Origin of the sequence: Bordetella genomosp. 8, assembly GCF_002119685.1 — a bacterium.
In the GTDB taxonomy this organism is placed as follows: Bacteria; Pseudomonadota; Gammaproteobacteria; order Burkholderiales; family Burkholderiaceae_B; genus Bordetella_C.
Window position 1 is genome coordinate 5,725,321 of sequence record NZ_CP021108.1, and the last position, 24,894, is coordinate 5,750,214.

The following is a 24,894-nucleotide window of genomic DNA, read 5'->3' on the forward strand; positions in this document are numbered from 1 at the left end:
CTCAGACCTCTTCGCCCAGGGCGGCCAGTTGCTCGGCCTGGTGTTCGGCGATCAGGGCGCCGGTCAGTTCGTCCAGGTCGCCTTCCATGATCTGCTGCAGCTTGTACAGCGTCAGGTTGATACGGTGGTCGGTCAGGCGGCCCTGCGGAAAGTTGTAGGTGCGGATGCGTTCCGACCGGTCGCCGGTGCCCACCAGGCTCTTGCGTTCGGCCGCTTCCTTGCTCTGCCTTTCGCGCTGCTGCTTGTCCTTCAGGCGCGCGGCCAGCACCTGCATGGCCTTGTCCTTGTTGCGGTGCTGCGAACGATCGTCCTGGCATTCCACCACCAGGCCGGTCGGGATGTGCGTGATACGCACCGCCGAATCGGTTTTGTTGATGTGCTGACCGCCGGCGCCGCTGGCCCGGAAGGTGTCGATGCGCAGGTCGGCCGGGTTGATGACGATCTCGCTCACCGCGTCGGCTTCCGGCATGACGGCCACCGTGCAGGCAGACGTATGGATGCGGCCTTGCGCTTCCGTGGCCGGCACGCGCTGCACCCGGTGCGCGCCGGATTCGAACTTCAGCCGACCGTACACGCCCTCGCCTTCGATGCGGACGATGACTTCCTTGTATCCGCCCAGCTCGGAGGGACTTTCGGACATCAGTTCCACCCGCCAGCCCTGGCGTTCGGCATAGCGCGAGTACATGCGCAGCAGGTCGCCGGAGAACAGCGCGCTTTCGTCGCCCCCCGTGCCGGCGCGGATTTCCAGGAACACGCTGCGGCCGTCATCGGGATCGCGCGGCAGCAGCAGGCGCTGCAAGGCGGCGTCCAGCTCTTCCAGCTTGGCCTTGGAGACCTTGATTTCGTCTTCCGCCATGCTTTTCATGTCGGGATCGGAGAGCATTTCCTGGGCGGTCGCCAGATCGTCTTCCGCGCCGCAATAGGACGCAAAAGCGGTGACCACGGGCTCGACTTCGGCGCGCTCGCGCGACAGTTTGCGGAAGCGGTCCATGTCGGACGCGGTATCGGGTTCGGCCAGCATGGCATCCACTTCGACCAGGCGGCGGGACAACTGCTCCAGCCGGTCACGCATGGAAGATTTCATAAACGATGGGAATGAGAAAGTGGGACGGGCGCGGGCGCTGCAAGCCAGGGCCGGCGCGTCGGCGCGGCATGGCGGTATCCAGGGAGCGTCGCTAACGCCGCGTGTCGCGGCCGGGGAATAGGCGCGGGACCATGGCCAGCAGTTGGTCGCGATCGGCGCCTTCGCTGCGATTGAGCGCGGCCATGGGGCCGTGCAGGTATTTTTGTGTCAGGCCGTGGGCCAGCTGTTCCAGTACAGCCTCCGGCGACTCGCCCCGCGCCAACATGCGGCGGGCACGTTCGAGTTCCGCGGTACGGATCGCGTCGGCACCCTGCTGCAGTTCCTGCACCACCGGCACGATGGCACGCGACGCCATCCACTGCATGAAATTGCGCACGCGGGCGTCGATGATGGCTTCGGCCTGCACCATCGCCGCACGGCGCGCGTCGGTGCCGCTTTGCACCAGCCGGCCGAGGTCGTCGACGGAATACAGATAGACGTCGTCCAGGCGGCCGACTTCGGGCTCGATATCGCGCGGCACGGCCAGGTCGATCATGACCATGGGGCGATGGCGGCGCTGCTTGGTGGCACGTTCGACCATCCCCAGGCCGAGGATGGGCAGCGAACTGGCCGTACAGGAGACGATGACGTCGAATTCGTGCAGCCGTTCCGTCAGGTCGGCCAGGCGCATGGTGCCCGCCGAGAAACGGCCGGCCAGCGTTTCGGCGCGCTCGACGGTGCGGTTGGCCACCACCATTTCGCGCGGCCGCTGGGCCGCGAAGTGGGTGGCGCACAGCTCGATCATTTCACCCGCGCCGATGAACAGCGTGCGCGCGTCGGCCATATCGCCGAACACCCGCTCGGCCAGGCGCACCGCGGCGGCGGCCATGGAAACCGAATGGGCGCCGATCTCGGTGGTCGACCGCACTTCCTTGGCGACGGAGAACGTGCGCTGGAACAGCTGATGCAGCAAGGTGCCCAGCGATCCGGCTTCGTCGGCGGCGCGGACCGCGTCTTTCATCTGGCCCAGGATCTGCGGTTCGCCCAGCACCATGGAATCCAGGCCGCTGGCCACGCGGAAAGCGTGGCGCACGGCGCCGTCCTGCTGGTGCTGATAAAGATGCGGCTGCAGATCGATGGCCTGTACCTGATTGACGTCCGCCAGCCAGGCCGGCAGATGCTCGACCACATGGGGCTCGGCCGCGCAATAGACTTCCGTGCGATTACAGGTGGACAGGATGGCGGCTTCGCGCACGGAGCCGCCGAAGGCGCCCCGCAATCCTTCCAGGGCCGGGCGCAGCAGATCGACAGGCATGGACACGCGTTCGCGCACCGACACGGGCGCGGAAGTGTGATTCAAGCCGAAAGTAAGAACGTCGACCGACATTTGCCATTGCCTGCGTCGCGCCGCAGGGCCGGATAGTGAGGGCAGTCCCGGGGCGCCCAAACAGGCTGGCCAGGGCTGGAACGCGTTGAATTATAGCGCTTTGCTACCGAACGGTACGTGAGCTGAGCACGACCCCGAAAAAGTGTGTATAGTAGCGGGCTCACGTTGGCCTGGTAGCTCAGTCGGTAGAGCAGAGGATTGAAAATCCTTGTGTCGGTGGTTCGATTCCGCCCCAGGCCACCAAAGAATTTGCTTGTCACTGTTCGCTTGTCACTCAAGCACGTACGCCGCGTCTTAACGCGGCGTTTTTGTTTTCTACTTCACGTCGAACAAAGACCTCAGACATTTGCGTGCGCAGGCGGCAACGCGTCCACCTTCTCCGCCACAGCCTGGCACGCAGCCACAAGGTCGGTGACGATACGGTCATCGACATTGAGATCGCCTTCATACTCGCCAAGGTTGCGAACGTTATGGCATTTCGAAAGGACTCGCCAAACTTCGGGCCCGAGGCCAAGCGTGTGAGGTAGCAGCTGGAATACCCAGATACCGATTAGCACAGCGGTAGCCATTCCATCGAAGCGCGGCCAGACACAGTGCGTGGGCGGCGTTGTAGGCCAAGTCGAACCGGCTCTCGATTGAAAGCGTGGTATTGAGAGCGTCCCGCAATCGCGCATGGCCGGATCGCTTCAGGCCCTCGAGTTCTCGTAGGTCTGGAGGTTCGGCCTTGAGCGGCTTCCCCGGCCCGGTCAGGCCATCAAATGGGGAGGTCATCTTGGCCTCCTAATATCCAGATCTTGGGTTGATCCAGCACCCGCGTCAGAAAAGACTCTCGCGCAACGGAGCGTTTCTTGAATTCCTCACGGGTCAAGATGGTCGGATTCACTGGTCGGCCGAGCCTGATCCCAGCCTCTTCCAGGATCGCGAACACATCGCTGTAAGTGATATGGTCGCTGATCAACATGAGATCGATGTCGCTACCGGAATGATCTGTTCTCTTGGCAACGGAGCCATACACGAACGCCGCTACAACTTTTTGCCTGAGAGGCTCAAGCGCAGCACGCAACGGTTCTGCCACGGCGATCGTCTTCTCGACGATCGCGCATAGCTCCGCAAAGATGGGGCAGTCGGGGTTAGCTTGATAGTGCTTCTGGTTGCCGACGGGCTTCATGGTGATGAGGCCGCTCTGCAGCAGCGTGGCCAACTCGCGCTGCACCGCTCCCGATCCACTATTAACGAGCCCAATCAGCTCCGCGGCGTAAAAGCTGCGCCCCGGGTGCCCGTATAGCCACCCTAGCACCCGCTGTTTGGTGCCAGGAAAAAGGGCGTCTGCGATGCCACAGCCGGGGTGGGGCCTGGTCGCCGCCATACCGTCTCCTGGGTTTAAACCCTATTTGGGTTTCATTAAACCTTAAATGGGTTTTATGTTACCCAATTTGAGAACCTTGTCAAACAGCGCTCGGCGCGCCTAGCTTTCGTCATATGCGTAGACCTGACGCGCCGTTGTGACGTCAATGTTCCCGGCGCGCAAGTCTTCCCGCACCAGGTCCCGCGGACGTTCGCGCGGATCGCCGTAGCCTCCCGCGCCCGGGGTAATCACCTCCACGATGTCGCCGGCTTTCAGCACCCCAATGTTGCCCTGGAACGGCTTCGTACCCGCGCCGAAGCGCAGTTCGCCCTTCCCGCCGGGGCCTCCGCCGTCCAGGCCCCAGGGCGAATACTTGTGCCGGGAGCCGTTCACCATCATGCGGCAGTCACGTTCGGCACGGTAGACGCGGCGCAGGCCCATGCCGCCGCGATGCCGTCCAGGGCCGCCGGAGTCGTCGACCAGCTCGTAACGCAGCAAGGTCAGCGGATACTCCTGTTCCAGGGATTCCGCCGGCAGGTTGGATGTATTGGTCATATGGACGTGTACACCGTCCAGGCCGTCCAGATGCTGGCGCGCTCCCATGCCGCCGCCTATGGTTTCAAGGTAGGCCCAGGTACTGCCGTCGTCCCGGATCCCTGAGAACACCGCGGACACGCACGACCCATTGCCCGCAGCGGTGACGCGATCCGGGATGGCGGGGGCCAGGGCGCCGTAGACCAGGTCCACCACGCGCTGGCAGGCGTTGATGCGGCTGTTGACCGCAGCGGGATGCTTGCAGTTCAACACCGTGCCTTCCTCGGCCGTCACCGCCAGCGGCCGCGCCAGGCCGCTGTTGGGCAATACCTCCGGATCCACCAGGCTCTTGACGGCGAAGTACACGGCGGCCAGCAAGGCCGTGTAGACCACGTTGATCGACGCGCGCACCTGCGGCGGGCTATCGAAATGCAGGCGCATCGCGTCGCCTTCGACGACGATCTCCACCGACATCTCCAGGTCCAGATCCTGGCCAAAGGGATCGAAGCGGTCCGTATAGCGATAGGTGCCGTCCGGAATCCGGGCGATGCCGGCCCGCATTTTCTTTTCCGCATAATCCTGCAGGGCCTGCCCGGCCGCCACGATGGTGTCGGCGCCGTAGCGCGCGCACAGCGATTGGATGCGCTGCACGCCCAGCTGGTTCGCCGCGCGCTGTGCGCGCAGGTCGGACAGGCGCTCTTCCGGCACCTGGCAATTCAGCAGGATCAGCGCCTGCACTTCGCGTTGCAGTTCTCCGGCCCGATACAGCCGCACCGGCGGGATACGCAGGCCTTCCTGGTAGATGTGGGCGTTGCCGCGGTCGATGAAGTCCGCGTGGTGAGCGGTATTCATGGCCCAGGCGACCACGCGGCCATCGAAGAAGATGGGTTCGGCCAACACGATGTCGGGCAGGTGGGTGCCACCGCCTTCGTAGGCATCGTTGCCGATGAAGACATCGCCCGGATTCAGCGTCTCGGGGCTGTAGCGCGCCAGGATGTGAGGCAGCATCGCCAGGAAGCTGCCCAGGTGCATAGGAATATGCTCGGCCTGGCACAGCACCTGCCCCTGCGCATCGAACAGCGCTGTCGAGCAATCCCGGCGCTCCTTGATGTTTGTCGAGTAACTGGTTCGCACCAGGGCCTCGCCCATTTCGTCGGCGATGGACGCAAACGCATTGCCCAGGATCTCCACGGTGATCGGGTCCAGCCTGGCGGGCGATCCCGTGCCCGCCACCGGGACGGATTGCTGCATGTTCATTGAAACTCCAGGATGATGTTTTCTTGCGTGTCGACAGTGGCGCGCATGTCCGGCAACACCAGCGTCGTGGCGTCCATCTGCTCGACGATCGCCGGCCCCTGGAATGCATGGCCGGACCGCAGGGACTGCCGCGTATACACCGGACACGTCATCCACGACTTTTTCTCCGAGAACCAGACGTCGCGCTGGCCGATCACCGCGCCTGCGACGCCATCCCCGGTAGGCTCGATGTCCGGCAAGGCGATCTTCGGCGTCTTCCCTATCGCGGCCAGCCGGCAGGTGACCAACTCTATCTTTCCGTCTGGCACCACGAAGCCGTACTGGCGTTGGTGGGCCTGCTCGAAGCCGTCGACCAGGCCGCGCAGCAATGTCGCGTCGTCGTCCGCTTGCGGCACGGTCACCGGCAATTCATAGTTCTGGCCCGCATAGCGCATGTCCACGGTCATTTCGACGACCCGAGCGCCAGCCAGCACGCGCTCGCCCCCGAACCAGGCGGATGCTTCACCGGCCAGCTTGCCGAAAGTGTCGCGTATGACCGGCACGGCTTCCGGACGCAGTTCCTGGAACTGCGTCTGCATGAAATCGGTGCGCAGATCCGTCAACAGCAGGCCCATCGCGCATAGGATGCCGGGCGTCTTGGGAACGATGATCCGCTGCATGTCCAGCTCGCGCGCCAGCCTGGCCGCGTGCAGGGGCCCTGCGCCGCCGAAGGCGAACAGCGCATACCCGCGTGGGTCGTGGCCTCTTTGCACGCTGATCACGCGTATGGCCTTGGCCATGTTGGCCGTGGCCACCGCGATGATTCCGTGCGCGGCTTCCATCAGGCTCAGTCCCAGCCTGTCCGCCAGGCGCTGAATGGCGGCTTCGGCAAGATCCTTACGAACGGTCAGACGCCCGCCAAGCAGGGTGGTCGTGTTCAGCGTACCCAGCACGATATTCGCGTCCGTGACCGTCGGCTCGTCATTGCCCTTGCCATAGCAGGCGGGACCGGGATCCGCCCCCGCGCTGCGCGGCCCGACCTTGAGCAGGCCGCCGCTATCGACGTAGGCGATCGAACCGCCGCCCGCGCCGACCGCGTGGATGTCCAGCATCGGCGCCTTGATCGGATAGCCGCCGGCATCCGCCTGGTTGGCTTGCGCGCATTGGCCGTCGGTCAGCAGCGCCACGTCGCTGCTGGTGCCACCCACGTCGAAGGTAATGACGTTGGGAAAGCCGGCCTTGCGCGAAATGGCCTGCGCGGCCACCACCCCGGTGGTCGGGCCGGACAGGATGGTGCGCACGGGCAGGCTCGCCGCCGTATCGAAGCTGATGATCCCGCCGTTGGACTGGGTCAACTTGGGCTCGACCCCGATGCCCAGGCTCTTGATACGGTCGTACAGGCGCCGGATATAGCGCTGCATGACCGGGCCGAGATACGCATTGACCACCACGGTCGACATGCGCTCGAACTCGCGGAACTCCGGAGCCACGTCGCTGGATGCGCAAACGAAGACGCCAGGCAATTCTTCCTGCAGGAGTTCCAGCGCGCGGCGCTCGTGCGCCGGATTGCGGTAGCTGTAGAGAAAGCACACGGCCACCGACTGCACGCCTTCTTTCGCCAGGTCTCGCGCGGCCGCGCGCAGTCCATCCTCGTCCAGCGCCAGGTCCACTGAACCATCGTGGCGCAGGCGTTCGACCACGCCCTTGCGCAACACGCGGGGCACGAGTACGGTCGGCTTCATCGCCTGGGTGTCGTATAGATGCGGCCGCTTCTGCCGGCCGATTTCCAGCAGGTCGCGGAAGCCATCCGTGGTGATAAGTCCCGTGGGCACACCGCGCAGCTGTATCAGCGCATTGGTCGCGACGGTGGTGCCATGGCCCAGGAAGCCTACTTCGCCCGGGTCGGCGCCGGCTCGTTCCAGCGCCTGCGCAATCCCGTCGGCGATGCCTATCGAGGGATCCTCGGGCGTGGAGGAAAGCTTCCAGACATGGCTCGCGCCCGTCCTGTCATTGAATAAACACACGTCCGTGAACGTGCCGCCGGAATCGACGCCTAGTCGCCAAGCCATGTTCCATCCTGTTCCGCGTTATCTACATAAGGCCCGCCGGTACCGCGAAGGCGGCCGCGCGAGCCATCATCGCTACTGCAATTCCAAGCCCAATCGGTCGATGACGTTCTTGAATTCCCTGTTGTCGGACCGCACGCGCTGGGTGGCTTCTTCCGTGCTGGATACCACCGGGACCAGACCCATGTCCTCCAGCTTCGCGCGCGTGCCGGGGTCGTTAAGGAAGGCCGCGATTTCACCCTGGATCTTCCGGACCACGTCCGCCGGCGTCGCCTTGGGCGCCGCGACGCCGTACCAGGGCAGGCTCTGGAACGACACCCCCGATTCTTCGAATGTCGGCACGTCCGGCAACTGGCGGATGCGCTTCGCGCTGGAAATCGCCAGCGGCCGCACCTTGTTCATGCGGATCATCGGGATTTCGGTAATGACGTTGTCCATCATCGAATCGAGGGAGCCGCCCAGCAGGTCGGTCTGCTGCTGCGGCGTGCCCTTATACGGAATCAGGTTCAGCTCGATGTCGGCAGCCGCGACGAACTGCTGGGCGGCCATGTATTGATGCGAGCCTATGCCCGAAGAACCCAAGGCCAGCGAGCGGGGCCTGGCCTTGGCCGCGGCCAGGTAATCCGCCAGCGTCTTGATGGAGGACTTCTGGTCCACCACCAGGACGAAGGGCACTTCGCCGATCACGATGATATTGACGAAATCACGGTCGCTGTCGAACGGCGGCTTCTTGTACAGATACGGCGTGATCGAGGTATTGCCCGACGACGTCAGGACCAGCGTGTAGCCGTCCGGCTCCGACCGCATCGCCTGCGTCATCGCGATGACGCCGCCCGCCCCCGGCTTGTTCTGCACGATCACCGACTGGCCCCACACCTTGCCCAGGTGCTCGGCCAGCATGCGCGCCATGATGTCGGATGTTCCACCCGATGTGAAAGGCACGAGCAGTGTTATCGGCTTATCCGGATAAGCCGCCGATGCCACGCCGACGCGGCAAACCAGCATGGCGGCAAGCAGCCAACCCACGAGACCCACGAAACGCCTGATCATGCACTTCCCCTTGTAAGAGACGGGCTCCGCTTTTTGATGCGGGATGCCCGGAAGCCGTCATGATCGAAGACGCGTGCACCCGTCGCAAATTCTTTGTACGCGTGCAGCCATTCACTTCAGGAATGACCGTGATAACCCTAGAGTTCTTTCAGGCACTGTTCCAGCGTTTCGACGAAGCGCTGCCCCTGCATCGACAAAGGCACGCGCTCCGAAAGCACCAGGCCGACGCGCATCAGGCACTCCGGCAGGAAGGGTCGGCATTCGATATTGGAATAGTTGTTCGCGGCCAGCGAAAGGCGATCGACCACCGCCACGCCGTATCCTTCCTCGACGATGCGACAGGTCACGCCAGTATTGTTCACGCGGATTTCCGCGGGCAAGGGCACGCCCGCGCTGGTGAACGCGTTTTCCACCATTTTTCCCAAGCCCAGGCTGGACCGGTATGCGATCAGCGGCTGTCCCGCCAGGTCTTCCGGAGTGATTTCAGCCCTGGCAGCCAGCGCATGTCCCTTGGGAAAGATGCACACCATGGGTGCCGACCATACGGTGCGTACCAGGGGGAATTCTTCTTCCGGGCCCGTGATGACGATGCCGATATCCGTGTGCTGGTTGCGCACGCTGCTGACGATGGCGTCCGCGCCTGACACCGTCAGGCTAAGCCTGGATTCGCGCCATGCCTGCTTGTAGCGCGCCACGACGCGCGGCAGAAGGTAGGTCGCTATCGCCGCGGTCGACTGCACGTTCAGGTGCGCCGCCTGTCCCGCCTGCAGCTCGGCGGCGACCTGCAGGAAGGATCGCAGTTCTTCGTTGACGCGATTGCCTTCCACCATCAATGCGTAGGCGTCGGCGGTAGGCTTGAGCCGGCTTCCGGCGGTGCGGACGAACAGCTGGAATCCCAATTGCCGTTCCAGCGCACCCAGCGTCTTGCTGATGCTGGGTTGCGTCGTGCACAACAGGTTGGCGGCACCCTGCGCGGAGCCGGTCTGCATCAAGGCCAGGAAGACCTCGATGTATCGAAGGCGGATTGAAGTCATGCTCGAAACGAATAGGCTTGCGGTGAAAAAGAATTGGCGGGCCCATCGATGCGGCCTCACCATATGCCTGCAAAGTTCAAAACCGATACTCCGGACACGAACAAGAGCAAGGGTCGAAGAATGAAACTCCTACTGTATGTTGGCGGTGACGCGACACGGACGCGGATGTTCCTGGATGCATTTACCGAACGCCTGCCGGATGCGCATATTCGCGTATGGGAAGCTGGCGATACCGCGCCGGCCGACTACGCGCTGGTCTGGAAACCGCCCGTCGAACTGCTGCGCGCCCGCCCCGGCCTGAAGGCGGTGATCTATCTGGCGGCGGGCGTGGAATATCTGGCCGACCTGCTGCGGCGCAATCCCGGCCTGCTGCCCGCCAACGTGGCCTTGCTGCGACTGGAAGACGCCGGCATGGGCCGGCAGATGGTGGAGTATGCGAAGTACCATGTCCTGCGCTATTTCCGCCGCATGCACGAATACGACCTCGACCGCGGCAAACGGGAATGGCGCAAGCGCCCGCCCGAAGCGCTATCCGGGTTTTCCGTCGGTGTCATGGGCCTGGGCGTGCTGGGCCGGCAGGTCGCGACCGATATCGCGGAAATGGGCTTTCCGGTACGGGGCTGGAGCCGCTCGTCCAAACAGATCGAAGGCATACGATGCCATGCGGGCCAAGGGCAGCTGGGCGATTTCCTTGACGGCCTGCGCGTGCTGGTGAACCTGCTCCCGCTTACGCCGGAAACCGAGGACATACTCAATCGCGATTGCTTCGACCGCATGCGCGCTCCCGGCTATCTGATCAACATCGGGCGCGGCCACCACCTGGCCGAAGGCGATCTGCTCGCCGCCATCCAGGACGGTCGCATCGGCGGCGCGGCGCTGGACGTGTTCCGGCAGGAGCCGCTGCCAACCGACCATTTCTTCTGGAGCGAGCCTCGCATCAACATTACTCCGCACATTGCAGCCGTCACGCTGAACGATGAAGGGATAGCCCAGGTCGTACAGAAACTGCGCGCTCTGCAGGATGGACTGCCCGTGTCCGGCCACATCGATATGGCCCGCGGCTATTGAAGCCGCGGCAACCGCGGTCAGTGCAGCAGCTGGGCCAGGAAGCGCTGGCTGCGTTCGTGCTTCGGCGAACCGAAGAAGGATTCCGGCGTGTCCTCTTCGACGATCGCGCCGCCGTCCATGAAGACGACGCGGTCGGCCACCTCGCGGGCGAAGCCCATTTCATGCGTGACGCAGATCATCGTCATGCCATCGTTGGCCAGTGTCCGCATGACGTCCAGGACTTCCTTGATCATTTCCGGGTCCAGGGCGGAAGTCGGTTCGTCGAAAAGCATGATGCGCGGCTTCATGCATAGCGATCGCGCGATGGCGACCCGCTGTTGCTGGCCGCCCGAAAGCTGGCTGGGGTATTTGCGCGTGTGATCGCCCATGCGCACCCGTTCCAGCAAGGCGTTGGCGATATCCTCGGCTTCGGCTCGCGCAATGCGTCGCACCCGCGTCAGCGCCAGCGTGCAGTTCTGCAGCACCGTCAGGTGCGGGAAAAGATTGAAATGCTGGAACACCATGCCGGTGTTCTTGCGGATCTCGCGCATCGTCCTGGCGTCTTCGCCGACCGCCAGCCCGTTGGCCAGGATCGTGCCCTGGTGATGCCGTTCCAGCCCATTGATGCACCGTATCAGCGTCGACTTGCCGGACCCCGAAGGCCCGCAGATGACGATGGTCTCACCCGGCGCCACGGTCAGGTTGACGTCGCGCAATGCGTGGTACTTGCCGTACCACTTGTTCAAGCCATCGATTTGCACGGCGGGGCCCGAAGCTGCCACGCGCTGATCTTGTGTCATGGAGTTTTCCTCAGCGCTTTGCCGAGCGCATCATGTGAAGTTCGAGCAGGCGCACCAACTGCGCGATAGCGATCGCCAGCACCAGGAAAATGACTTCGGTGGCGACCATGGGTTCCGCGTAGCGGAAGCTGTCGGAACCCAGCTCCAGCGCCGCCCCCAGCATTTCCGGCACGGCGATCACGGCCAGATAGGGCGTGGCCTTCAGCAGTGACACGAAGTAGTTGCCCATGGGCGCGGCCACGTGCCGCAGCATCTGCGGCATGATGATGCGGATCACCTGGTCCGCCCAGGACAGGCCCAGGCTCTGCGCCGCCTCGGTCTGGCCGCGCGGTATCGCATCGATGCCCGCCTTGAAGACTTCCGCCAGATAAGCCGAGTAGTACAGCCCCAGTGCGAATACGCCGATGACGAGCGCGGGCAAGGTAATGCCGAACCTGGGCAGAACGAAATAGAAGAAATAGATCTGCACCAGGATGGGCGTGGACCGGATGAAGTCCGTGATGAAGCCGAACCACTTGTTGGCGCGACGCAGGAGCTCCAGCGCGAAGCCCAGCACCGTGGCGAGGATGCAGGAAGCGACCGTGATCCACAACGTCGTTCCCAGCGATTCCAGGATGACCGGGAACGCCTTGATCAGGAATTGGGCATCAAACATCCTGCTTGCGCTCCCGCATGCCATGGTGCCTTTCCAGGTAGCGGCCCAGGATCGTCAATGGATAACAAAGGACGAAGTACGACAGCAGCAAGGCCGTGTATGCCGTGGTGGGCATGAAGGTGACTTGCGCGATTTCCTTCGCCCGGAAGGTCATGTCCGCCAGGCTCAACAGCGAGACCAGCACCGTACCCTTGATCAGCTGTATCAGCAGGTTGATGTAGGTGGGGATGCCGGCACGCAGCGCCTGCGGCAGCTGTATCAGCAGCAGGTTTTCCAGCGGCGACAATCCCAGCGATATGCCGGCTTCCTTCTGCCCCGGATCCAGCGCCTGCAATCCGGCGCGCACCGCCTGGGTCCCGTAGCCGCCGATGTTCAGGCCCAGCACCATGCAGCCCACCGCCAGGGCGCTCAGCTCGATGTGGATCATGGGCAGCGCGTAGTAGAAGACGAACAACAGCACGATGATCGGCGAGCTGCGCCAGAACTCGATGATCGAGGTGACGACGAACCGCTTCCAGCCCGTCAGCTCGTGCTGCAAGGTGCCGAACACCAGGGCGAACGGAATTCCGTACAGCAACGCCAGCGCCACTACGCTGGCCGTGATGCCGAATCCGCTCCAGACATTGCCGAGAATAGCGAAGAAATCCATGGCACGAGATCCTGGTCCCCGGCTTCAGCCGGCGGCGCAGATCTGGCTGCTGGTCAGCCCGTCGGGAGCCTTCTCTTCGATGCTGAAGCCATATTTTTCGGCGATCTTGTTGATGGCGCCGCTGGCTTTCAGCTTGGCCAGTTGCTGGTTGTAGGCGTCGCGCAGCGGCTGGCTGTCCTTGCGGAAGGCCGCGCCGATATAGGATTGCACGACCTTGCCGGTCTTCGCGTCGATCAATCCGGTGAACGGCTTGGCGCGCTCGATCTTGTCGCCCACGTTCGGGCCTTCCAGCAGGGCGTTGGCGGTGCCGGAGGTGAACACGATGCCATCGACCCGATTCGCCAGCAGGGCCGAGACGGTGGACTCGGTGTTCTGGAACTGTTGAAGCTGGTCGCCCGTCACGCCCGCGGATGCGGCGTTCTTGGTCTGCTGGCCGCCGCGGCTGCCACCGATCTTCAGCGCGGGATTCTTGACCACGTCATCGAAGCTATGGATCTTGCGTGGATTGCCCTTGAGTACCAGCAGGGCGTCCAGGCTGGTCAGTTCCGGGTCGCCGAACAGCACCAGTTCGCAACGCTGCGGCGTGATCACCACGCCGGAATCGACCACGTCGAAGCGCCGGGATGCCAGCCCCGGGATGAGCGAGCCGAAGTCGCCGACGGTGAAGTTGAAGTGCTTGACGCCCAGCGGTTCGAACACGGCGCGTAGGATGTCGATGTTCACGCCCTTGTAGGCGCCGTCCGTATCGCGATAGGCCCAGGGCTTGTTGTTGGCGATGCCGACGGTCAACGTATCCTTGTCCAGGGCCGGCGCCGTATCGGCCGCCAGGCTCGCCGCAGTCGCGCCCAATCCCGCGGCGGTCACGGCCAGCATGCCGGCGAGTTTCTTCAGATCGATGCGTTTCATGTTTTCCCCTTTTTCTTTGGAGTGAGCAACTGATCAGGCATCGCCGCGCTTCGCGACGCGGCGTGCACGAATGAATCTGGAACGAAGGCTTAGGCGGCGGTGACGGTGTGCGCCAGGAAGGACTTGATTGCATCCGTCCTCAGGTTCACGCCCCAACCCGGCTTGTCCGAAATGGCCAGGCGGCCGCCCTTGATGCGAGCTTCCGGAGGTTCGTCCAGGATCTCGATGTAGCCGGGCATGGTTTGCCAGTACGGGTAGATTTCCTGGATGGCGAAGTTGGGAATGCAGGCATCCAGGTGCAGCGCGATGGCGGTCGACAGTGGACTGCCGCACACATGCGGCTGCACGCGGACGTCATAGGCTTCGGCCATCGCGGCGATTTTCTTCGCTTCCATGATGCCGCCCGTCAGCGCGATATCCGGCTGGATGACGTCCACGGCATGGGCCTCGAGCATGGGCCGGAAGCCATAGCGGGTGTAGACCCGTTCCCCCGCCGCGACGGGGATGCGGACGTGGTCGGAAATTTTCTTCAACGCGCCGACGTCGAACGGATCGCAGGGTTCTTCGATGAAGAAGATGTCCAGCTCCTCGGCCCTGCGGCAGAAGCGGATGGTCTCGTCGCAGCTCAGGCCGCCGCTCAGGTCCAGCATGATGTCGACGTTCGGCCCCACGGCCTGCCGCGCCGCTTTCAGCTTGTCATAGGCAAGGTTGAGGATGTCCTTGTCCAGGCTGCGCATCGACGGATGGCGGGACGTCGCGCGCGGATCGGGGTCGCGATAGGCAAAGGGATAGCACTTGAGCGCGTCGAAGCCTTCGCTGACGGCCTTTTCTGCGGCATCGGCGAACGGCTTCACCTCCCGATGGGGCTGCCCCCAGCCATTGGAATACAGGCGCACGTCTTCGCGGATCTTGCCGCCCAGCATCTCGTACACCGGAACGTTCAGGGCCTTGCCCTTGATGTCCCACAGGGCCGTTTCGATCGCGCTGATGGCGCCATAGACGATGGCCCCGCCGTTGCCCTTGGCCCAGAACGTGTGGTCATACATCTCCGACCACAGCGCTTCGATGCGGAAAGGGTCCTTGCCGATGAGGATGCGCTCCGCGATGTCCTTCACCATGCCGGCCGCCGCCGTCTGTCCCAGCCCGTAGGCGATGCCGGCTTCGCCTATGCCGATTATTCCCTCGTCGGTTTCGACTTCGACCACCACCGGGTGCAGGCGGGCGGTATGGATGACGTAGACGCGTACCTCACGGACCTTCATTGGCTGAACCTTGAAAAGTTAGGGGCGCCCATGGACCCGCGCGCCTTGCTGCCGGCGCTTGATAGCCGATGGGCGATAGTCGATGGTCGACCATATACGGCGAAGTATGAAACGTGATTCTGGTCGCGTCAAGAAGAAAGGATGCCCAGCTTGCCGTCCGCGGAACCGGCTTTCGGCTCGGCGCCAGCAACCTGGCGTGTTTCCAGCGCGCGCAGATGCGCCACCAGCTTTTCGCCCGCGGCGACGTTGTGCTCGGCCGACAGCCGAGCCGCGGTCTCCGCGTCGCCGGCCAATATGGCCTTCACGATCGGGCCGTGATGCTTGGGCACGGTGGCATAGACGTTCTTCGGTATGAAGTCGCTCCACGTGATGTACAGCGAGATCTGCTGTTCGACCACCTTGTACCACTGGGCCAGCCGCGCGTGGCCGCTCAACTCGATGATGGTCTGGTGCAGGCCGAAGTCGGCGCGCGAAACCGCGCGGTTGTCCTCGGCGGCACAGGCGTCCACCAGGCGCTTGTACGCCGCCTCCAACGATCCCCTGCCCTTCTCATCCAGGCTGGCGCAGGCCAGCCGCGCCGCCAGCGACTCCATGCTGGCGCGCAAGGTGTAGAGCTCCCATGCGTCGTGGGATGTGATCCTGATCGTTTCCCATCCGGTGTACGGCACGAGCTGCACCAGGCCTTCCTGCGACATGCGCTGAAGGGCGCCGCGCACGGTGGCCCGGGACAAGCCGAAGCGCTCCGCCAGGAAAGCCTCGGTCAGCTTGGAGCCGGGCGAGATCTGGCCGCTGAGGATGTATTCGCGTATGGCGTCAGCGGCCAGCTGCTCGGCCGACTGTTTTTCGATCTTGTCCAATGCCATCGCTGCGTCCTCATGCCAATTCCGCCGCGAAGTTTAACCGGTCCGCTCATGCGGCCGGCGGGGTGGCTGGCCGCGATGCGGGCACTTCCCTCAGCAGACGGCCGAGGTGGCCGCTGTTGGCAAAGCCCAGTTCCACGCTGACGCGCGCCAATGGTTCGCCGGCGGCCAGCCTGGCTCGGGCGGCTTCGGCCAGGGCCAGGCGCCGCAGCGCTATCGGGGCGAGACCGTATTCCTGCATGCAGGCGCGCTGCAGGGCGCGGACGGATACGCCGAGCTGGCTGGCGGACTGGGCGATCGACGGCAATGGCCCGCCATCCCGCAGGCTCGCCTGTATGTGGCCCAACCAGCGGCGCGCCACCTGCACCGCCGGCTCCGGCGAACTTGCGGCGGGGTGGCTGGCGCCCAATTGTTCGATCAGCGCGCGCACCAGGCCCGGCATGGCACCGGGCGACAACGCGGGCATCCACAACGCGTCCAGCATTGCTTGCGCCGCGCCATCCAGTTGCAGAGCACCGCCGCGGCCCAGCGCCCCCGGCAGGCGCCGCACCAGTTCCGGCGCCAGATAGAGTTCTCCATGCTGATGCGTGCCCACGCCCGAACGCGTGCTGTGCGACACATAGGCCGGCAGCAGTAGCGCCTGGCCGCGCACCAGCCGCCCGCGACGACCGCTACCCGCCATTTCCCACGCGCTGTCCAGCGCGCCCGCGCGCGGCCACAGCAACATGGCGCAATCGTGGGCGTGCCAATGGAAGGTATAGCCGGGCTGGCGGCTGGCGGCCAGCGCGTAGCCGTCGCGCGCGATCAGGTCTAGCTTGGAAGATAGCGGGACATGCCGAACCATGCGATTACTCCGATCGTGCGACTATGCTAACTCGCGCTTGCGTCGGCGACGGCCTGGCGCGCCGTAGGCGTTTTCCCGCAAGCAGGCGCCGCTGTCGCGATTCGGATCGCGCCATGTCGCATGCCGGTTCGCCGGCGGCGGCACAGGGACCTAGGATGGGCGCTTCCAACAGGAGTCGCCATGTCCCCACGTACCTGGTATCGCCTTGCCGGCGCGATGGCCCTGGCCATCGTCGCGCCGGCCGCGCACGCGCAATCCGCCTGGCCGCAGAAGCCGGTGACCATCGTCGTCCCCTTCCCGCCCGGCGGCGGCACCGACCTGGTCGTCCGCGCCCTGCAGCCCATGCTCGCCAGCAAGCTGGGACAGACCGTGATCATCAATAACGTCGGCGGCGCCGGCGGCACCATCGGATCGGGGCAGGCCGCCCGCGCGCCGGCGGACGGCTATACGGCGCTGGCGGTCACCACCAGCACCCACGCGGTCAGCCCCAGCCTGTACAAGAACCTGCCCTACGATCCCACACGCGATTTCGCCTATGCCGGCTTCATCGGCACATCGCCCTATGTGCTGGCCGCCAACCCGGCGCTGAAGGCGAACTCCCTTGCGGCGCTGACCCAGGCTTTGAAAGCGCGCGGCCAGGGCACCTTCGCGTCCGTCGGCGTCGGCACCGTATCGCACCTGCTGGGCGAGATGTTCCGCAAGGACCAGGGCCTGAACCTGACCCACGTGCCCTATCGCGGCGCGGCGCCCGCATATACCGATCTGATCGGCGGACAGGTGGACATCATGTTCGACAACCCCGTGGGGCTCGCGCCCTTCGTCCGCGCCGGCAAGCTGATCGCCGTCGCCACCACGGCGGCGACCCCCATCCTGCCCGATGTCCGGACGTTCGCGCAGCAGGGCATGCCGTCGTACACGCAGCAGCTGTGGTACGGACTGGCCTTTCCCAAGGGCACGCCTCCCGCGATCGTCACACGCATGAATGCCGCGTTGAATGAAGTGCTGCGCGATCCCGCCGTGGCGGCGGACCTGGCATCCAAGGGCGTGGACGTTCGTCCCGATACCCCCGCCGCCCTGGGCCAGGCGGTGGCCCGCGACACGCCGTTCTGGGGCGACATCGTGCGCGCCGTGGGAGCCCAGCTTGATTGATGCTTCGAATACGCGCCCTGCGCCAGGCACGGCCGCGATGCTGGACGTGTTCGTCGATCCAGACGCGGGCGATCGTGGCGGCAATCCCGTGCCGCTGGTCCTCGATGCCCGCGGCATGTCGGCCGGGCAGATGCAGGCGCTGGCGGCCGCGCACGGCCACGAGTCTTCCTTCGTGCTGCCGCCGGACGATCCAGCCACCCATGATTGGCGGCTGCGTTTCTTCGTTCCCGATCATGAAATGGAGATGTGCGGCCACGCGACCGTGGGCACGCTGTGGGCGCTGCGGCAATGGGGGCTGTGGTCGACGCCGACCGCCCGCGTCCAAACCCTGAGCGGCAGCGTCGACATCGAATGGGACGACACGCGGCAGTGGGCCTGGGTCTCGCAACCCGGCGTGTCCCTGCAAGCCTTGTCGGCGGCGCAGATCGAGCATATCGCCCGCGCCATGCGCATCGATCCCGCGACGCCAGGCCTGCATGCCGTCAACGCCAGCACGAGCCGCGTCAAGACGCTGGTGCGCCTGCCCGACGACCGGGCGCTGGACACGCTGGCACCTGATTTCAGCGTCATGGCAACGCTGTGCGAAGCGATAGGCTCCACGGGCCTCTATCCCTATGCCTTGCAGGAAGGCGGCGCCTGCGCCAGGCAATTTCCCAAGGCATCCGGTTATCCCGAGGACGCCGCCACGGGCATTGCCGCCGCTGCCCTGTGGGGCTATCTGCGCGCACAGGACCAGATACCGGCAACACGGATCTACACCGTGCGGCAAGGCGTGGCGATGGGCGCGCCATCCGCCATCCATCTGCGAGCCCGGGGCGAGCAAGGCGGCTGCTGGCTGGGCGGCCAGGTGCGATGGCGGCGCTGATCGGCGCGCCCCCCGGGCAAACCCTGAAGTAGACGGATCGTTCTAGAAAAAGTATTCTACGCGGCAATTTTGTTCTTCAAGCCTGCGTTTTTGTGACCCTCGCCACCCTTACCGCCAAGCCCACCGCAGCCGAGCTCCAGGTCCTCCGCGCCCTGTGGACGCTCGGCCCCGCGACGGTCAAGCAGGCCCACCTGGCCATGCAGGCGGAACGTCCCGACCTGACCTATGCCGCGGTCCTGCGCCAGATGCAGATCATGCACGCGAAGGGGCTGCTGACGCGCGACGAAAGCGAACGGTCCCATGTGTATGCGCCGGCCCACACGCAGAACGCACTGCAAAGCAGGCTGCTGAAAGACCTGATCCAGAAGGTCTTCTCGGGATCCGGCAAGGCCCTGGTGCTGGCAGCCCTGAGCGGCCACGTCACGCGAGAAGAACGCGCCGAGATCGAAGAATTCCTGCAGGGACAGCAGCCATGACCGCACGCGGCCTGCTCGCCATCCCCGCATTCCAGACGAACACGACGATGTACTCCGCCGCGGCCTCCGCGCCCGCGCAGGCCATCGCCCCACCATGGTCCGATTCGCTTTCCCATGCCTGATTTCCTGCCCCCCTTGCGCGTCCTGGCGCGCCGCGTCTCAACCGGCCTGATACTGCGGACCGCCGCGGCGACCTTCCTGGCGCTGCCGTTCGCCACCCATGCCAGCGCGGCCGACGCGCCGCAGACGACGAAGAAGCCCGCCGCCAAGAAGCCCGCCGCCAAGCCGGTCGCGGCCAAGAAGAAAACCAGCAAGATCGTCTACCGATCCCGCTCGCACGAAGCCACTTCCGCCCACGGCCGCGCCGTGACGCATAAAGCCGTGGCGACCCGCACGGCGCTCGAGCTGGACCGCTACGCCAAGCTGCCCTTCGCGCCGGACGGCAGCACGCTGCACTCCGAAATCGCCTACATGGTCGACGAGAGCACCGGTCAGCCGCTGGTCGACAAGGATGCCGACGCCGTGGTCCCCATCGCCTCGATCACCAAGTTGATGATGGCGATGGTGGTACTGGATTCCGGCGCCTCGCTGGCCGAACCGATCCGCGTCACCGAAGAAGACCAGGACTTCGAGAAACATACGGGATCGCGCCTGCGCGTAGGCTCGGTGCTGTCGCGCGAAGACATGCTGCACATCGCGCTGATGGCATCCGAAAACCGCGCGGCGGCGGCGCTGTCGCGCTACTACCCCGGCGGACGCCCGGCCTTCATCGCCGCGATGAATGCGAAGGCGCAGGCGCTGGGCATGACGCACACGCGTTTCGAGAACGTCGCCGGCCTGTCCAAGTACAACGTGTCGACGGCGCGTGATCTGGTGCGGATGGTGCAGGCGGCCGCGCATTACCCCTTGATCCGCCTGTATTCGACGGACCAGACCTATACGGTGAATACCGGCAAGGGCGTGCTGGACTATCGCAGCACCAATATCCTGGTGGGCAAGCCCGACTGGGACATCGGCCTGCAGAAAACCGGCTTCATCAATGAATCGGGGATATGCCTGGTGATGCAGACCACCGTGGAAGGCCGACCGGTGGTCATGGTGCTGCTGAACTCCAGCCGGCGCCACGCGGATTTCATGGACGCCGAGCATCTGCGCACCGCCATGTTGAACAACACCTTCCCCATGCCCAGTCTGCAACGCAATTACGCCAACGCCGACGCGCGCCCGATGTAAGCGGACGGCGCCTTGGCTACCCGTGGCAAACCCGGTAGGCCGGCAAGGCCGGCGTCCGCACCGGACCTCGCCGACAGCGGCCTGATCGTCGGCGCCGACGGCTTGGCGCGCCCGCCCTGGGCGGCGGTCGATCCGCTGCTGCAGGCGTACTACGACACCGAATGGGGCATGCCCGTGCGAGACGAGCGCGGCATGTTCGAACGGCTGGTGCTGGAAGGCTTCCAGTCAGGCCTGTCCTGGGCCACCATCCTGCGCAAGCGGGAGGCCTTCCGGGCCGCCTTTCATGGCTTCGACCCCGACACCATCGCGACCTACACGGATGACGACGTCCAGCGCCTGATGGCCGACGCGGGCATCGTGCGCAACCGGGCCAAGATCCTGGCCACGATCAACAACGCCGCCGCCACCCTCCGGCTGCGCGAGGACGGCGGACTGGCGGACTTCATCTGGTCGTTCCAGCCGGCGGAAACGCCGGCGCCGCGCACGCTCGCGGAAATCCCCACGATATCGGCCGCTTCGATCGCGTTGAGCAAGGCCTTGCGCGCCCGCGGTTTCGGCTTCGTCGGGCCTACCACCATGCACGCGCTGATGGAAGCGACCGGCATGATCGACACGCACCTGCTGGGCAGCCATCGACGCGGCTGCTCCGGTGTCTGGACGACGGCGGATAAAGCGGCGGACAAAGCGGCGTAGTGCCGCCCGGGCCGCTCAGGTCACCGGCGATTCGGCGACCGATTGGCCGATGGCGCCGAACCCGGCGATACCGATACGTAGTCCTCTCATGGCGATCCTTGTCCGGAGGCAGCGGCATCGCACCCGCCCGCGTCGGCCGCCTCCGCGTCGTGGTGGTCGGAATCCTCTACCTGCACCGTCACATGCGAGATGTTGAATCGCTCCGCGACGCGCTTGCGCACCGCCTCGATGACGTCGCGCGCGGCGACGCCTTCACGCGGAACGACGTGCAGCGTGAGCATGTGCTGCTCCGCGGTGATGGACCAGGCGTGAATATGATGCGCGACGCGCACCACGGCGAGATTCTCCTCCAGATCGGCCTTGATCGCATGCGGCTCCAGGCCGCCGGGCGTGCCTTCCAGCAGGATGTGTCCGGAAGAGCGCACCAGGTGCCACGCGCCTTTCAGCACGATCGCGGCGACCAGCACCGACAGGATGGGATCGATCGGCGTCCACCCCGTCCAGATGATCACCAACGCGGCCACGATGGCCGCCACCGAGCCCAGCAGATCGCCCATCACGTGCAACAGCGCGCTGCGCATATTCAGATTCGCCTGGCTGCCGCCCGTCAGGATCAGGAACCCGACTATGTTGGCCAGCAGGCCGGCGACGGCGATGGCCAGCATGGTGCCTGCCATGACCTGCACCGGCTGCCAGAATCGCTGGACGGCCTCGACCGCGATCCAGATCGCGATGGCGAACAAGGCCAGGCCGTTCACGAACGCCGCCAGTATTTCCAGGCGTCGATAACCGTACGACATGCGCGGTGTCGCTGAGCGGCGGCCCACGCGCAAGGCCACCAGGCTGAATGCCAGGGCCGCCGCGTCGCTGACCATATGGCCGGCGTCCGCAAGCAGCGCCAGCGATCCCGACAAGACGCCGCCGACGATCTCGACCACCATGAACACGGTGATGACACCCAGGGCCCAGGCCAGCCGGCGTTCGTCGGCGGCGCCGTGGCCGGAATGAACATGGCCGCCGTGGCTGTGCCCGCCATGGCTATGGCCGCTATTGCCGTGGCCGCCTGGGGCGGCGTGGTCATGGTCATGGACGTGCGGCATCGGGGGGCTCGGCGGAACGGGTCGCGACGAATATACCGCCGGATGCTGACAAGCGGTGGTTACTGCGTGCGCTGGCGCGCGGACAAGCAAGGCGGCGGGTGGGCGACATGCCATCGTAAGTTGCACGCCATCACTGGAATCATCCATATCCGAGACGCGCAAGCTCGAACCGACTGGGCGGGACAGGTAACCGATCTGCCGGTAAATGCCAGTACGGCAGCACCCCGGCCCGCCACGGCGGCGGCTCCGGCTCTTCAATACCCAGCAGAGTGATGCACCATGACAGCAGGCACAGCAGCCGTCCAGGCAACCTACCCCCACACCGACCCTAGCGCGTTCGACACGCAGGCCCGCCCCGGCCGATTGGGCAGCCATTCCTTCGAACCCGGCGCATTCGGCGAAACAGGCCGGGCCAGCCACAAGCACATGTACGGCGAACGACCGGTCCCGGCCGTGCGCACGCTCAGGCTGGTCGCGGGCGTGGGCCTTGCAAAAACCGAGCTCCCGCGGGCCATGACGCGCGACAGCACCGGCAGCGCGGACGCCCTTTCCCTTGCATCGGCCCACACCCCGGATTCGGGCGTGCCCCGCACCCTATCCAATGGCATCGGGTCCGCGGATTCGCTCTTCAGCGGCCTCGATGCGCTCGATACGTTCGACGAGGGCTTTCCGCTGGCGCAGGAACCGCCGATCCCGCATGTAGCCCCGGTCGCCCGCCCGCGATCCAACGTCAAGGCGCCGGGAGACACGCGCGGCACCGCTCACGCTACTTCCGACGTTTCCACGCAAACGAGCGCCGTCTCCGGCTTGTCCCTCGCGTCCACGCTGACGGCGAATGCCAGGCATCATCCGGACGTCGACCTGGTTATCGCCAAGCTGCGGCAAGCCTTGACGCCTGTCCCGTCGACGGACGACGCGCACGGCACGCCCGCCGCCCGGACAAAGTTCAAGCCCGCGGGCGCGTCGATACTGCGCCGCATCGCGCGCGCGGAACGTCAGATGCCGGACGCCCTGCACTATCGCGCCCTGGACTTCTACAAGTCGTTGATCGCGCTGACCGAAACCGACGGCGACGCGAAAGCCGTCCGTCGCGTCGCGCTGATGGTGGCCGCCCTGGCGCAACGTGGCCATGCCGAGGGCTACGACGCCGTCGACAGGCAGTTCGTCAAGCGCATCCTCGACCCGCTGATGCATAGCCTGCCGCTGGAAACGCTCAGCAGCCTGGCGCGCTTGAACGATCGCACCGATGACATGGGCGACAACATCCTGCGCGAGGCGGGCAAACTGCTCGCCGTACGTCCACCTTCCGACCGGAAAGCCGCCACGCCCAAGGCTCGGCAAGCCGCCCGCGAGCACAACGCCGCCTCGCTCCTGCTGGGCACGGTCGCCGAACTGGCGCGGGAACACATACGCGCGGCATCCTGGGATCGGCCGGGTGCCGCCATCCTGGAAGCAGCGGCCAACGGGCAAGCCCAGCAGATCGACGCCGGCATCCGGGAAATGGTCTACGGCGATCTCCTGTCGGGCGAAATCGACCTGCCTCGCGTGGAGCGCCTGATGGACTCGATGCGCCGGCTGTCCTCCACGCAGCAGTACGCCATGGCGACCATGCTCGGCGAAACGCCGGAAAGGAATGCCGCCACTCGAACGTTCGGCAAGTTCATGACCGAAGAACTGGCGGATTTCGAGCGCGACGTGGCCATACGCGACCAGATGACCCGCTTTGTCGACGACCTGCGCACCGCCTGCCGCGGGATATTGGCGGGCGCCGCGCGGGAACCCGGCTTCCGCATGCGCGGCGCGAACATTCGGGCCATCCCTGACGCCGCCCTCCCGCCGAACGCCGCCGAGGGCAGCGCGCCCACCACGGAGCCCCCGACCGGGCAGCCGGAATACCCGCCAGTCGTCACGCCCTACACGACGCTGCGCATGTCCTTCCGCAACGCCCGGCACAGCATCGCGGCCAAGCTGCGTTGGACGCCTACTCCGCAGGACGCCGCCAAGGCGCTGATCAAGGGCGCGGTGAACGCCCTGATCGCCGGGGACCGGCTGACCCACAGGCAACTGCAGGCGCTGCAAGACCTGACGCAGCGACGGGACGGCAAAGGCCGCGCCACTGCCGCCAGCATGCCCTTGAACGCACTGGTACGCGAACGCATCGCCAAGCTGGATCCTGCCAGATTGGCCCGGCTGCAAGACAGCCTGGCGGCGGCACGCCATGAACTGCAGTCGGCCGCCGCGCCGGATGCGGGCCTGGCGGAGCTCTACCGTGCGCTGCACCTTCGCCTGGAAAAGGAAGCCGGCATCAGGAAAGGCGCCGTGGCCCTGGCCGGCGTCATCGCCACGCTGCCCAGGAAAAAACAGGCCGAGGCGCTGCTCGCTGCCCTAGACAAGCTGTCCGACGCCCAATGCCAGTCCCTCAAGCACCAGAGCGAAATGGATTTCCACGAAGAAGCGCTCAACCGCCTGGGTGCGCCGGCACGCAAGGCCCTGCACAAGCTGCTGAGCGGGCGCGACGACGTTCGCCGCTATATGGAGCGCCTGCACGGCCAGATCAGCTATATGCCCAAGGTATGGCAGCAGTACCGCCAGAGCCAGTTGGAAATCCTGTCCCGCCTCGCCCCCGGTCGGGCTTAGGCA

The 24,894-nt window shown here is 65.3% G+C and carries 23 protein-coding genes and 1 tRNA gene; 9 read left to right on the plus strand and 15 right to left on the minus strand.

Annotation, left to right across the window (positions count from 1 at the left end):
- Position 1: 1 nt before the first annotated feature.
- Positions 2-1,084, minus strand: coding sequence for a peptide chain release factor 1 (gene prfA, locus CAL12_RS25885; RefSeq protein ID WP_086067230.1), 1,083 nt, complete (start codon positions 1,082-1,084; stop codon positions 2-4).
- Positions 1,085-1,175: 91 nt separating this feature from the next.
- Positions 1,176-2,450, minus strand: coding sequence for a glutamyl-tRNA reductase (gene hemA / locus CAL12_RS25890; protein WP_086067231.1), 1,275 nt, complete (start codon positions 2,448-2,450; stop codon positions 1,176-1,178).
- A 167-nt stretch (positions 2,451-2,617) separates the two neighbouring features.
- Here hemA and CAL12_RS25895 point away from each other — a divergent pair.
- Positions 2,618-2,693 (plus strand) — tRNA-Phe (locus CAL12_RS25895).
- A 511-nt stretch (positions 2,694-3,204) separates the two neighbouring features.
- Here the strand turns inward: CAL12_RS25895 and CAL12_RS25905 are convergent.
- From CAL12_RS25905 to CAL12_RS25925, 5 genes are all read right to left on the minus strand, one after another.
- The gene (locus CAL12_RS25905) at positions 3,205-3,816 is read right to left on the minus strand and encodes a nucleotidyltransferase domain-containing protein (protein WP_086067232.1); all 612 of its coding nucleotides are present in this window, start codon (positions 3,814-3,816) and stop codon (positions 3,205-3,207) included.
- A gap of 99 nt (positions 3,817-3,915) precedes the next feature.
- Complete coding sequence (locus CAL12_RS25910; RefSeq protein ID WP_198298324.1) at positions 3,916-5,586, minus strand: hydantoinase B/oxoprolinase family protein; 1,671 nt, start codon at positions 5,584-5,586, stop codon at positions 3,916-3,918.
- Positions 5,583-7,634, minus strand: coding sequence for a hydantoinase/oxoprolinase family protein (locus CAL12_RS25915; protein ID WP_086067233.1), 2,052 nt, complete (start codon positions 7,632-7,634; stop codon positions 5,583-5,585). Before CAL12_RS25915 ends, CAL12_RS25910 begins: the two co-directional genes overlap by 4 nt.
- A 72-nt stretch (positions 7,635-7,706) precedes the next feature.
- The gene (locus tag CAL12_RS25920; protein WP_086067234.1) at positions 7,707-8,681 is read right to left on the minus strand and encodes a Bug family tripartite tricarboxylate transporter substrate binding protein; all 975 of its coding nucleotides are present in this window, start codon (positions 8,679-8,681) and stop codon (positions 7,707-7,709) included.
- 137 nt (positions 8,682-8,818) lie between these two features.
- Positions 8,819-9,715 carry a LysR family transcriptional regulator gene (locus CAL12_RS25925; protein ID WP_198298325.1) on the minus strand — a complete coding sequence of 299 codons (897 nt, stop codon included), beginning with the start codon at positions 9,713-9,715 and terminating at the stop codon, positions 8,819-8,821.
- Positions 9,716-9,835: 120 nt separating this feature from the next.
- Between CAL12_RS25925 and CAL12_RS25930 the strand changes: the two genes are divergently transcribed.
- Positions 9,836-10,783: a 2-hydroxyacid dehydrogenase gene (locus tag CAL12_RS25930; RefSeq protein ID WP_086067236.1), complete on the plus strand. Its 948-nt coding sequence runs from the start codon at positions 9,836-9,838 to the stop codon at positions 10,781-10,783.
- A 17-nt stretch (positions 10,784-10,800) separates the two neighbouring features.
- Here the strand turns inward: CAL12_RS25930 and CAL12_RS25935 are convergent, their stop codons facing one another.
- The 7 genes from CAL12_RS25935 to CAL12_RS25965 form a co-directional block, all read right to left on the minus strand.
- Positions 10,801-11,562 carry an amino acid ABC transporter ATP-binding protein gene (locus CAL12_RS25935; RefSeq protein ID WP_086067237.1) on the minus strand — a complete coding sequence of 254 codons (762 nt, stop codon included), beginning with the start codon at positions 11,560-11,562 and terminating at the stop codon, positions 10,801-10,803.
- 10 nt (positions 11,563-11,572) lie between these two features.
- A complete protein-coding gene (locus CAL12_RS25940; protein WP_086067238.1) occupies positions 11,573-12,217 on the minus strand; it encodes an amino acid ABC transporter permease in 645 nt (214 codons plus the stop codon).
- Positions 12,210-12,866, minus strand: coding sequence for an amino acid ABC transporter permease (locus CAL12_RS25945; protein WP_086067239.1), 657 nt, complete (start codon positions 12,864-12,866; stop codon positions 12,210-12,212). The genes CAL12_RS25940 and CAL12_RS25945 overlap by 8 nt, the downstream gene beginning before the upstream one ends.
- A 24-nt stretch (positions 12,867-12,890) precedes the next feature.
- Positions 12,891-13,772 (minus strand): ectoine/hydroxyectoine ABC transporter substrate-binding protein EhuB, encoded by an 882-nt coding sequence (gene ehuB, locus CAL12_RS25950; RefSeq protein ID WP_086067240.1) that lies wholly within the window; start codon positions 13,770-13,772, stop codon positions 12,891-12,893.
- An 89-nt stretch (positions 13,773-13,861) separates the two neighbouring features.
- Positions 13,862-15,034, minus strand: coding sequence for a mandelate racemase/muconate lactonizing enzyme family protein (locus CAL12_RS25955; RefSeq protein ID WP_086067241.1), 1,173 nt, complete (start codon positions 15,032-15,034; stop codon positions 13,862-13,864).
- 128 nt (positions 15,035-15,162) lie between these two features.
- Positions 15,163-15,897 (minus strand): GntR family transcriptional regulator, encoded by a 735-nt coding sequence (locus CAL12_RS25960; protein ID WP_086067242.1) that lies wholly within the window; start codon positions 15,895-15,897, stop codon positions 15,163-15,165.
- A gap of 46 nt (positions 15,898-15,943) precedes the next feature.
- The gene (locus tag CAL12_RS25965) at positions 15,944-16,738 is read right to left on the minus strand and encodes a helix-turn-helix domain-containing protein (protein ID WP_086067243.1); all 795 of its coding nucleotides are present in this window, start codon (positions 16,736-16,738) and stop codon (positions 15,944-15,946) included.
- A gap of 180 nt (positions 16,739-16,918) precedes the next feature.
- Here CAL12_RS25965 and CAL12_RS25970 point away from each other — a divergent pair, with 180 nt between their 5' ends.
- The 6 genes from CAL12_RS25970 (at position 16,919) to CAL12_RS25990 (ending at position 21,154) form a co-directional block, all read left to right on the plus strand.
- Positions 16,919-17,887 (plus strand): Bug family tripartite tricarboxylate transporter substrate binding protein, encoded by a 969-nt coding sequence (locus tag CAL12_RS25970; protein ID WP_086067244.1) that lies wholly within the window; start codon positions 16,919-16,921, stop codon positions 17,885-17,887.
- Entirely contained in the window at positions 17,880-18,752 is an 873-nt protein-coding gene (locus tag CAL12_RS25975) for a PhzF family phenazine biosynthesis protein (RefSeq protein ID WP_332458707.1), read from the plus strand. The genes CAL12_RS25970 and CAL12_RS25975 overlap by 8 nt, the downstream gene beginning before the upstream one ends.
- A 92-nt stretch (positions 18,753-18,844) precedes the next feature.
- Positions 18,845-19,228, plus strand: a complete 384-nt coding sequence (locus CAL12_RS25980; RefSeq protein ID WP_086067246.1) for a BlaI/MecI/CopY family transcriptional regulator — start codon at positions 18,845-18,847, stop codon at positions 19,226-19,228.
- Positions 19,225-19,350, plus strand: coding sequence for a hypothetical protein (locus tag CAL12_RS28660; RefSeq protein ID WP_269768414.1), 126 nt, complete (start codon positions 19,225-19,227; stop codon positions 19,348-19,350). Before CAL12_RS25980 ends, CAL12_RS28660 begins: the two co-directional genes overlap by 4 nt.
- A complete protein-coding gene (locus tag CAL12_RS25985) occupies positions 19,343-20,461 on the plus strand; it encodes a serine hydrolase (RefSeq protein WP_086067247.1) in 1,119 nt (372 codons plus the stop codon). Before CAL12_RS28660 ends, CAL12_RS25985 begins: the two co-directional genes overlap by 8 nt.
- A 12-nt stretch (positions 20,462-20,473) precedes the next feature.
- The gene (locus tag CAL12_RS25990) at positions 20,474-21,154 is read left to right on the plus strand and encodes a DNA-3-methyladenine glycosylase I (protein ID WP_086067248.1); all 681 of its coding nucleotides are present in this window, start codon (positions 20,474-20,476) and stop codon (positions 21,152-21,154) included.
- Between the two features lie 86 nt (positions 21,155-21,240).
- Here CAL12_RS25990 and CAL12_RS25995 read toward each other — a convergent pair whose 3' ends face one another.
- Positions 21,241-22,254, minus strand: coding sequence for a cation diffusion facilitator family transporter (locus tag CAL12_RS25995; protein ID WP_086067249.1), 1,014 nt, complete (start codon positions 22,252-22,254; stop codon positions 21,241-21,243).
- A 279-nt stretch (positions 22,255-22,533) separates the two neighbouring features.
- Here CAL12_RS25995 and CAL12_RS26000 point away from each other — a divergent pair, with 279 nt between their 5' ends.
- Complete coding sequence (locus CAL12_RS26000) at positions 22,534-24,891, plus strand: hypothetical protein (RefSeq protein ID WP_157793131.1); 2,358 nt, start codon at positions 22,534-22,536, stop codon at positions 24,889-24,891.
- The last annotated feature ends 3 nt before the right edge of the window (positions 24,892-24,894 follow it).

What these genes read in the sequence shown, in the direction of transcription:
- CAL12_RS25930 (WP_086067236.1), top strand. Translation starts at nt 9,836, where the DNA reads ATGAAACTCCTACTGTATGTTGGCGGTGACGCGACACGGACGCGGATG.
- CAL12_RS25920 (WP_086067234.1), bottom strand. Translation starts at nt 8,681, where the DNA reads ATGATCAGGCGTTTCGTGGGTCTCGTGGGTTGGCTGCTTGCCGCCATG.
- CAL12_RS25955 (WP_086067241.1), bottom strand. Translation starts at nt 15,034, where the DNA reads ATGAAGGTCCGTGAGGTACGCGTCTACGTCATCCATACCGCCCGCCTG.
- CAL12_RS25995 (WP_086067249.1), bottom strand. Translation starts at nt 22,254, where the DNA reads ATGCCGCACGTCCATGACCATGACCACGCCGCCCCAGGCGGCCACGGC.
- hemA (WP_086067231.1), bottom strand. Translation starts at nt 2,450, where the DNA reads ATGTCGGTCGACGTTCTTACTTTCGGCTTGAATCACACTTCCGCGCCC.
- CAL12_RS25970 (WP_086067244.1), top strand. Translation starts at nt 16,919, where the DNA reads ATGTCCCCACGTACCTGGTATCGCCTTGCCGGCGCGATGGCCCTGGCC.
- prfA (WP_086067230.1), bottom strand. Translation starts at nt 1,084, where the DNA reads ATGAAATCTTCCATGCGTGACCGGCTGGAGCAGTTGTCCCGCCGCCTG.
- CAL12_RS25965 (WP_086067243.1), bottom strand. Translation starts at nt 16,738, where the DNA reads ATGGTTCGGCATGTCCCGCTATCTTCCAAGCTAGACCTGATCGCGCGC.
- CAL12_RS25905 (WP_086067232.1), bottom strand. Translation starts at nt 3,816, where the DNA reads ATGGCGGCGACCAGGCCCCACCCCGGCTGTGGCATCGCAGACGCCCTT.
- CAL12_RS25910 (WP_198298324.1), bottom strand. Translation starts at nt 5,586, where the DNA reads ATGAACATGCAGCAATCCGTCCCGGTGGCGGGCACGGGATCGCCCGCC.
- CAL12_RS25985 (WP_086067247.1), top strand. Translation starts at nt 19,343, where the DNA reads ATGCCTGATTTCCTGCCCCCCTTGCGCGTCCTGGCGCGCCGCGTCTCA.
- CAL12_RS25925 (WP_198298325.1), bottom strand. Translation starts at nt 9,715, where the DNA reads ATGACTTCAATCCGCCTTCGATACATCGAGGTCTTCCTGGCCTTGATG.
- CAL12_RS28660 (WP_269768414.1), top strand. Translation starts at nt 19,225, where the DNA reads ATGACCGCACGCGGCCTGCTCGCCATCCCCGCATTCCAGACGAACACG.
- CAL12_RS26000 (WP_157793131.1), top strand. Translation starts at nt 22,534, where the DNA reads ATGACAGCAGGCACAGCAGCCGTCCAGGCAACCTACCCCCACACCGAC.
- CAL12_RS25960 (WP_086067242.1), bottom strand. Translation starts at nt 15,897, where the DNA reads ATGGCATTGGACAAGATCGAAAAACAGTCGGCCGAGCAGCTGGCCGCT.
- CAL12_RS25935 (WP_086067237.1), bottom strand. Translation starts at nt 11,562, where the DNA reads ATGACACAAGATCAGCGCGTGGCAGCTTCGGGCCCCGCCGTGCAAATC.
- CAL12_RS25940 (WP_086067238.1), bottom strand. Translation starts at nt 12,217, where the DNA reads ATGTTTGATGCCCAATTCCTGATCAAGGCGTTCCCGGTCATCCTGGAA.
- CAL12_RS25915 (WP_086067233.1), bottom strand. Translation starts at nt 7,634, where the DNA reads ATGGCTTGGCGACTAGGCGTCGATTCCGGCGGCACGTTCACGGACGTG.
- ehuB (WP_086067240.1), bottom strand. Translation starts at nt 13,772, where the DNA reads ATGAAACGCATCGATCTGAAGAAACTCGCCGGCATGCTGGCCGTGACC.
- CAL12_RS25945 (WP_086067239.1), bottom strand. Translation starts at nt 12,866, where the DNA reads ATGGATTTCTTCGCTATTCTCGGCAATGTCTGGAGCGGATTCGGCATC.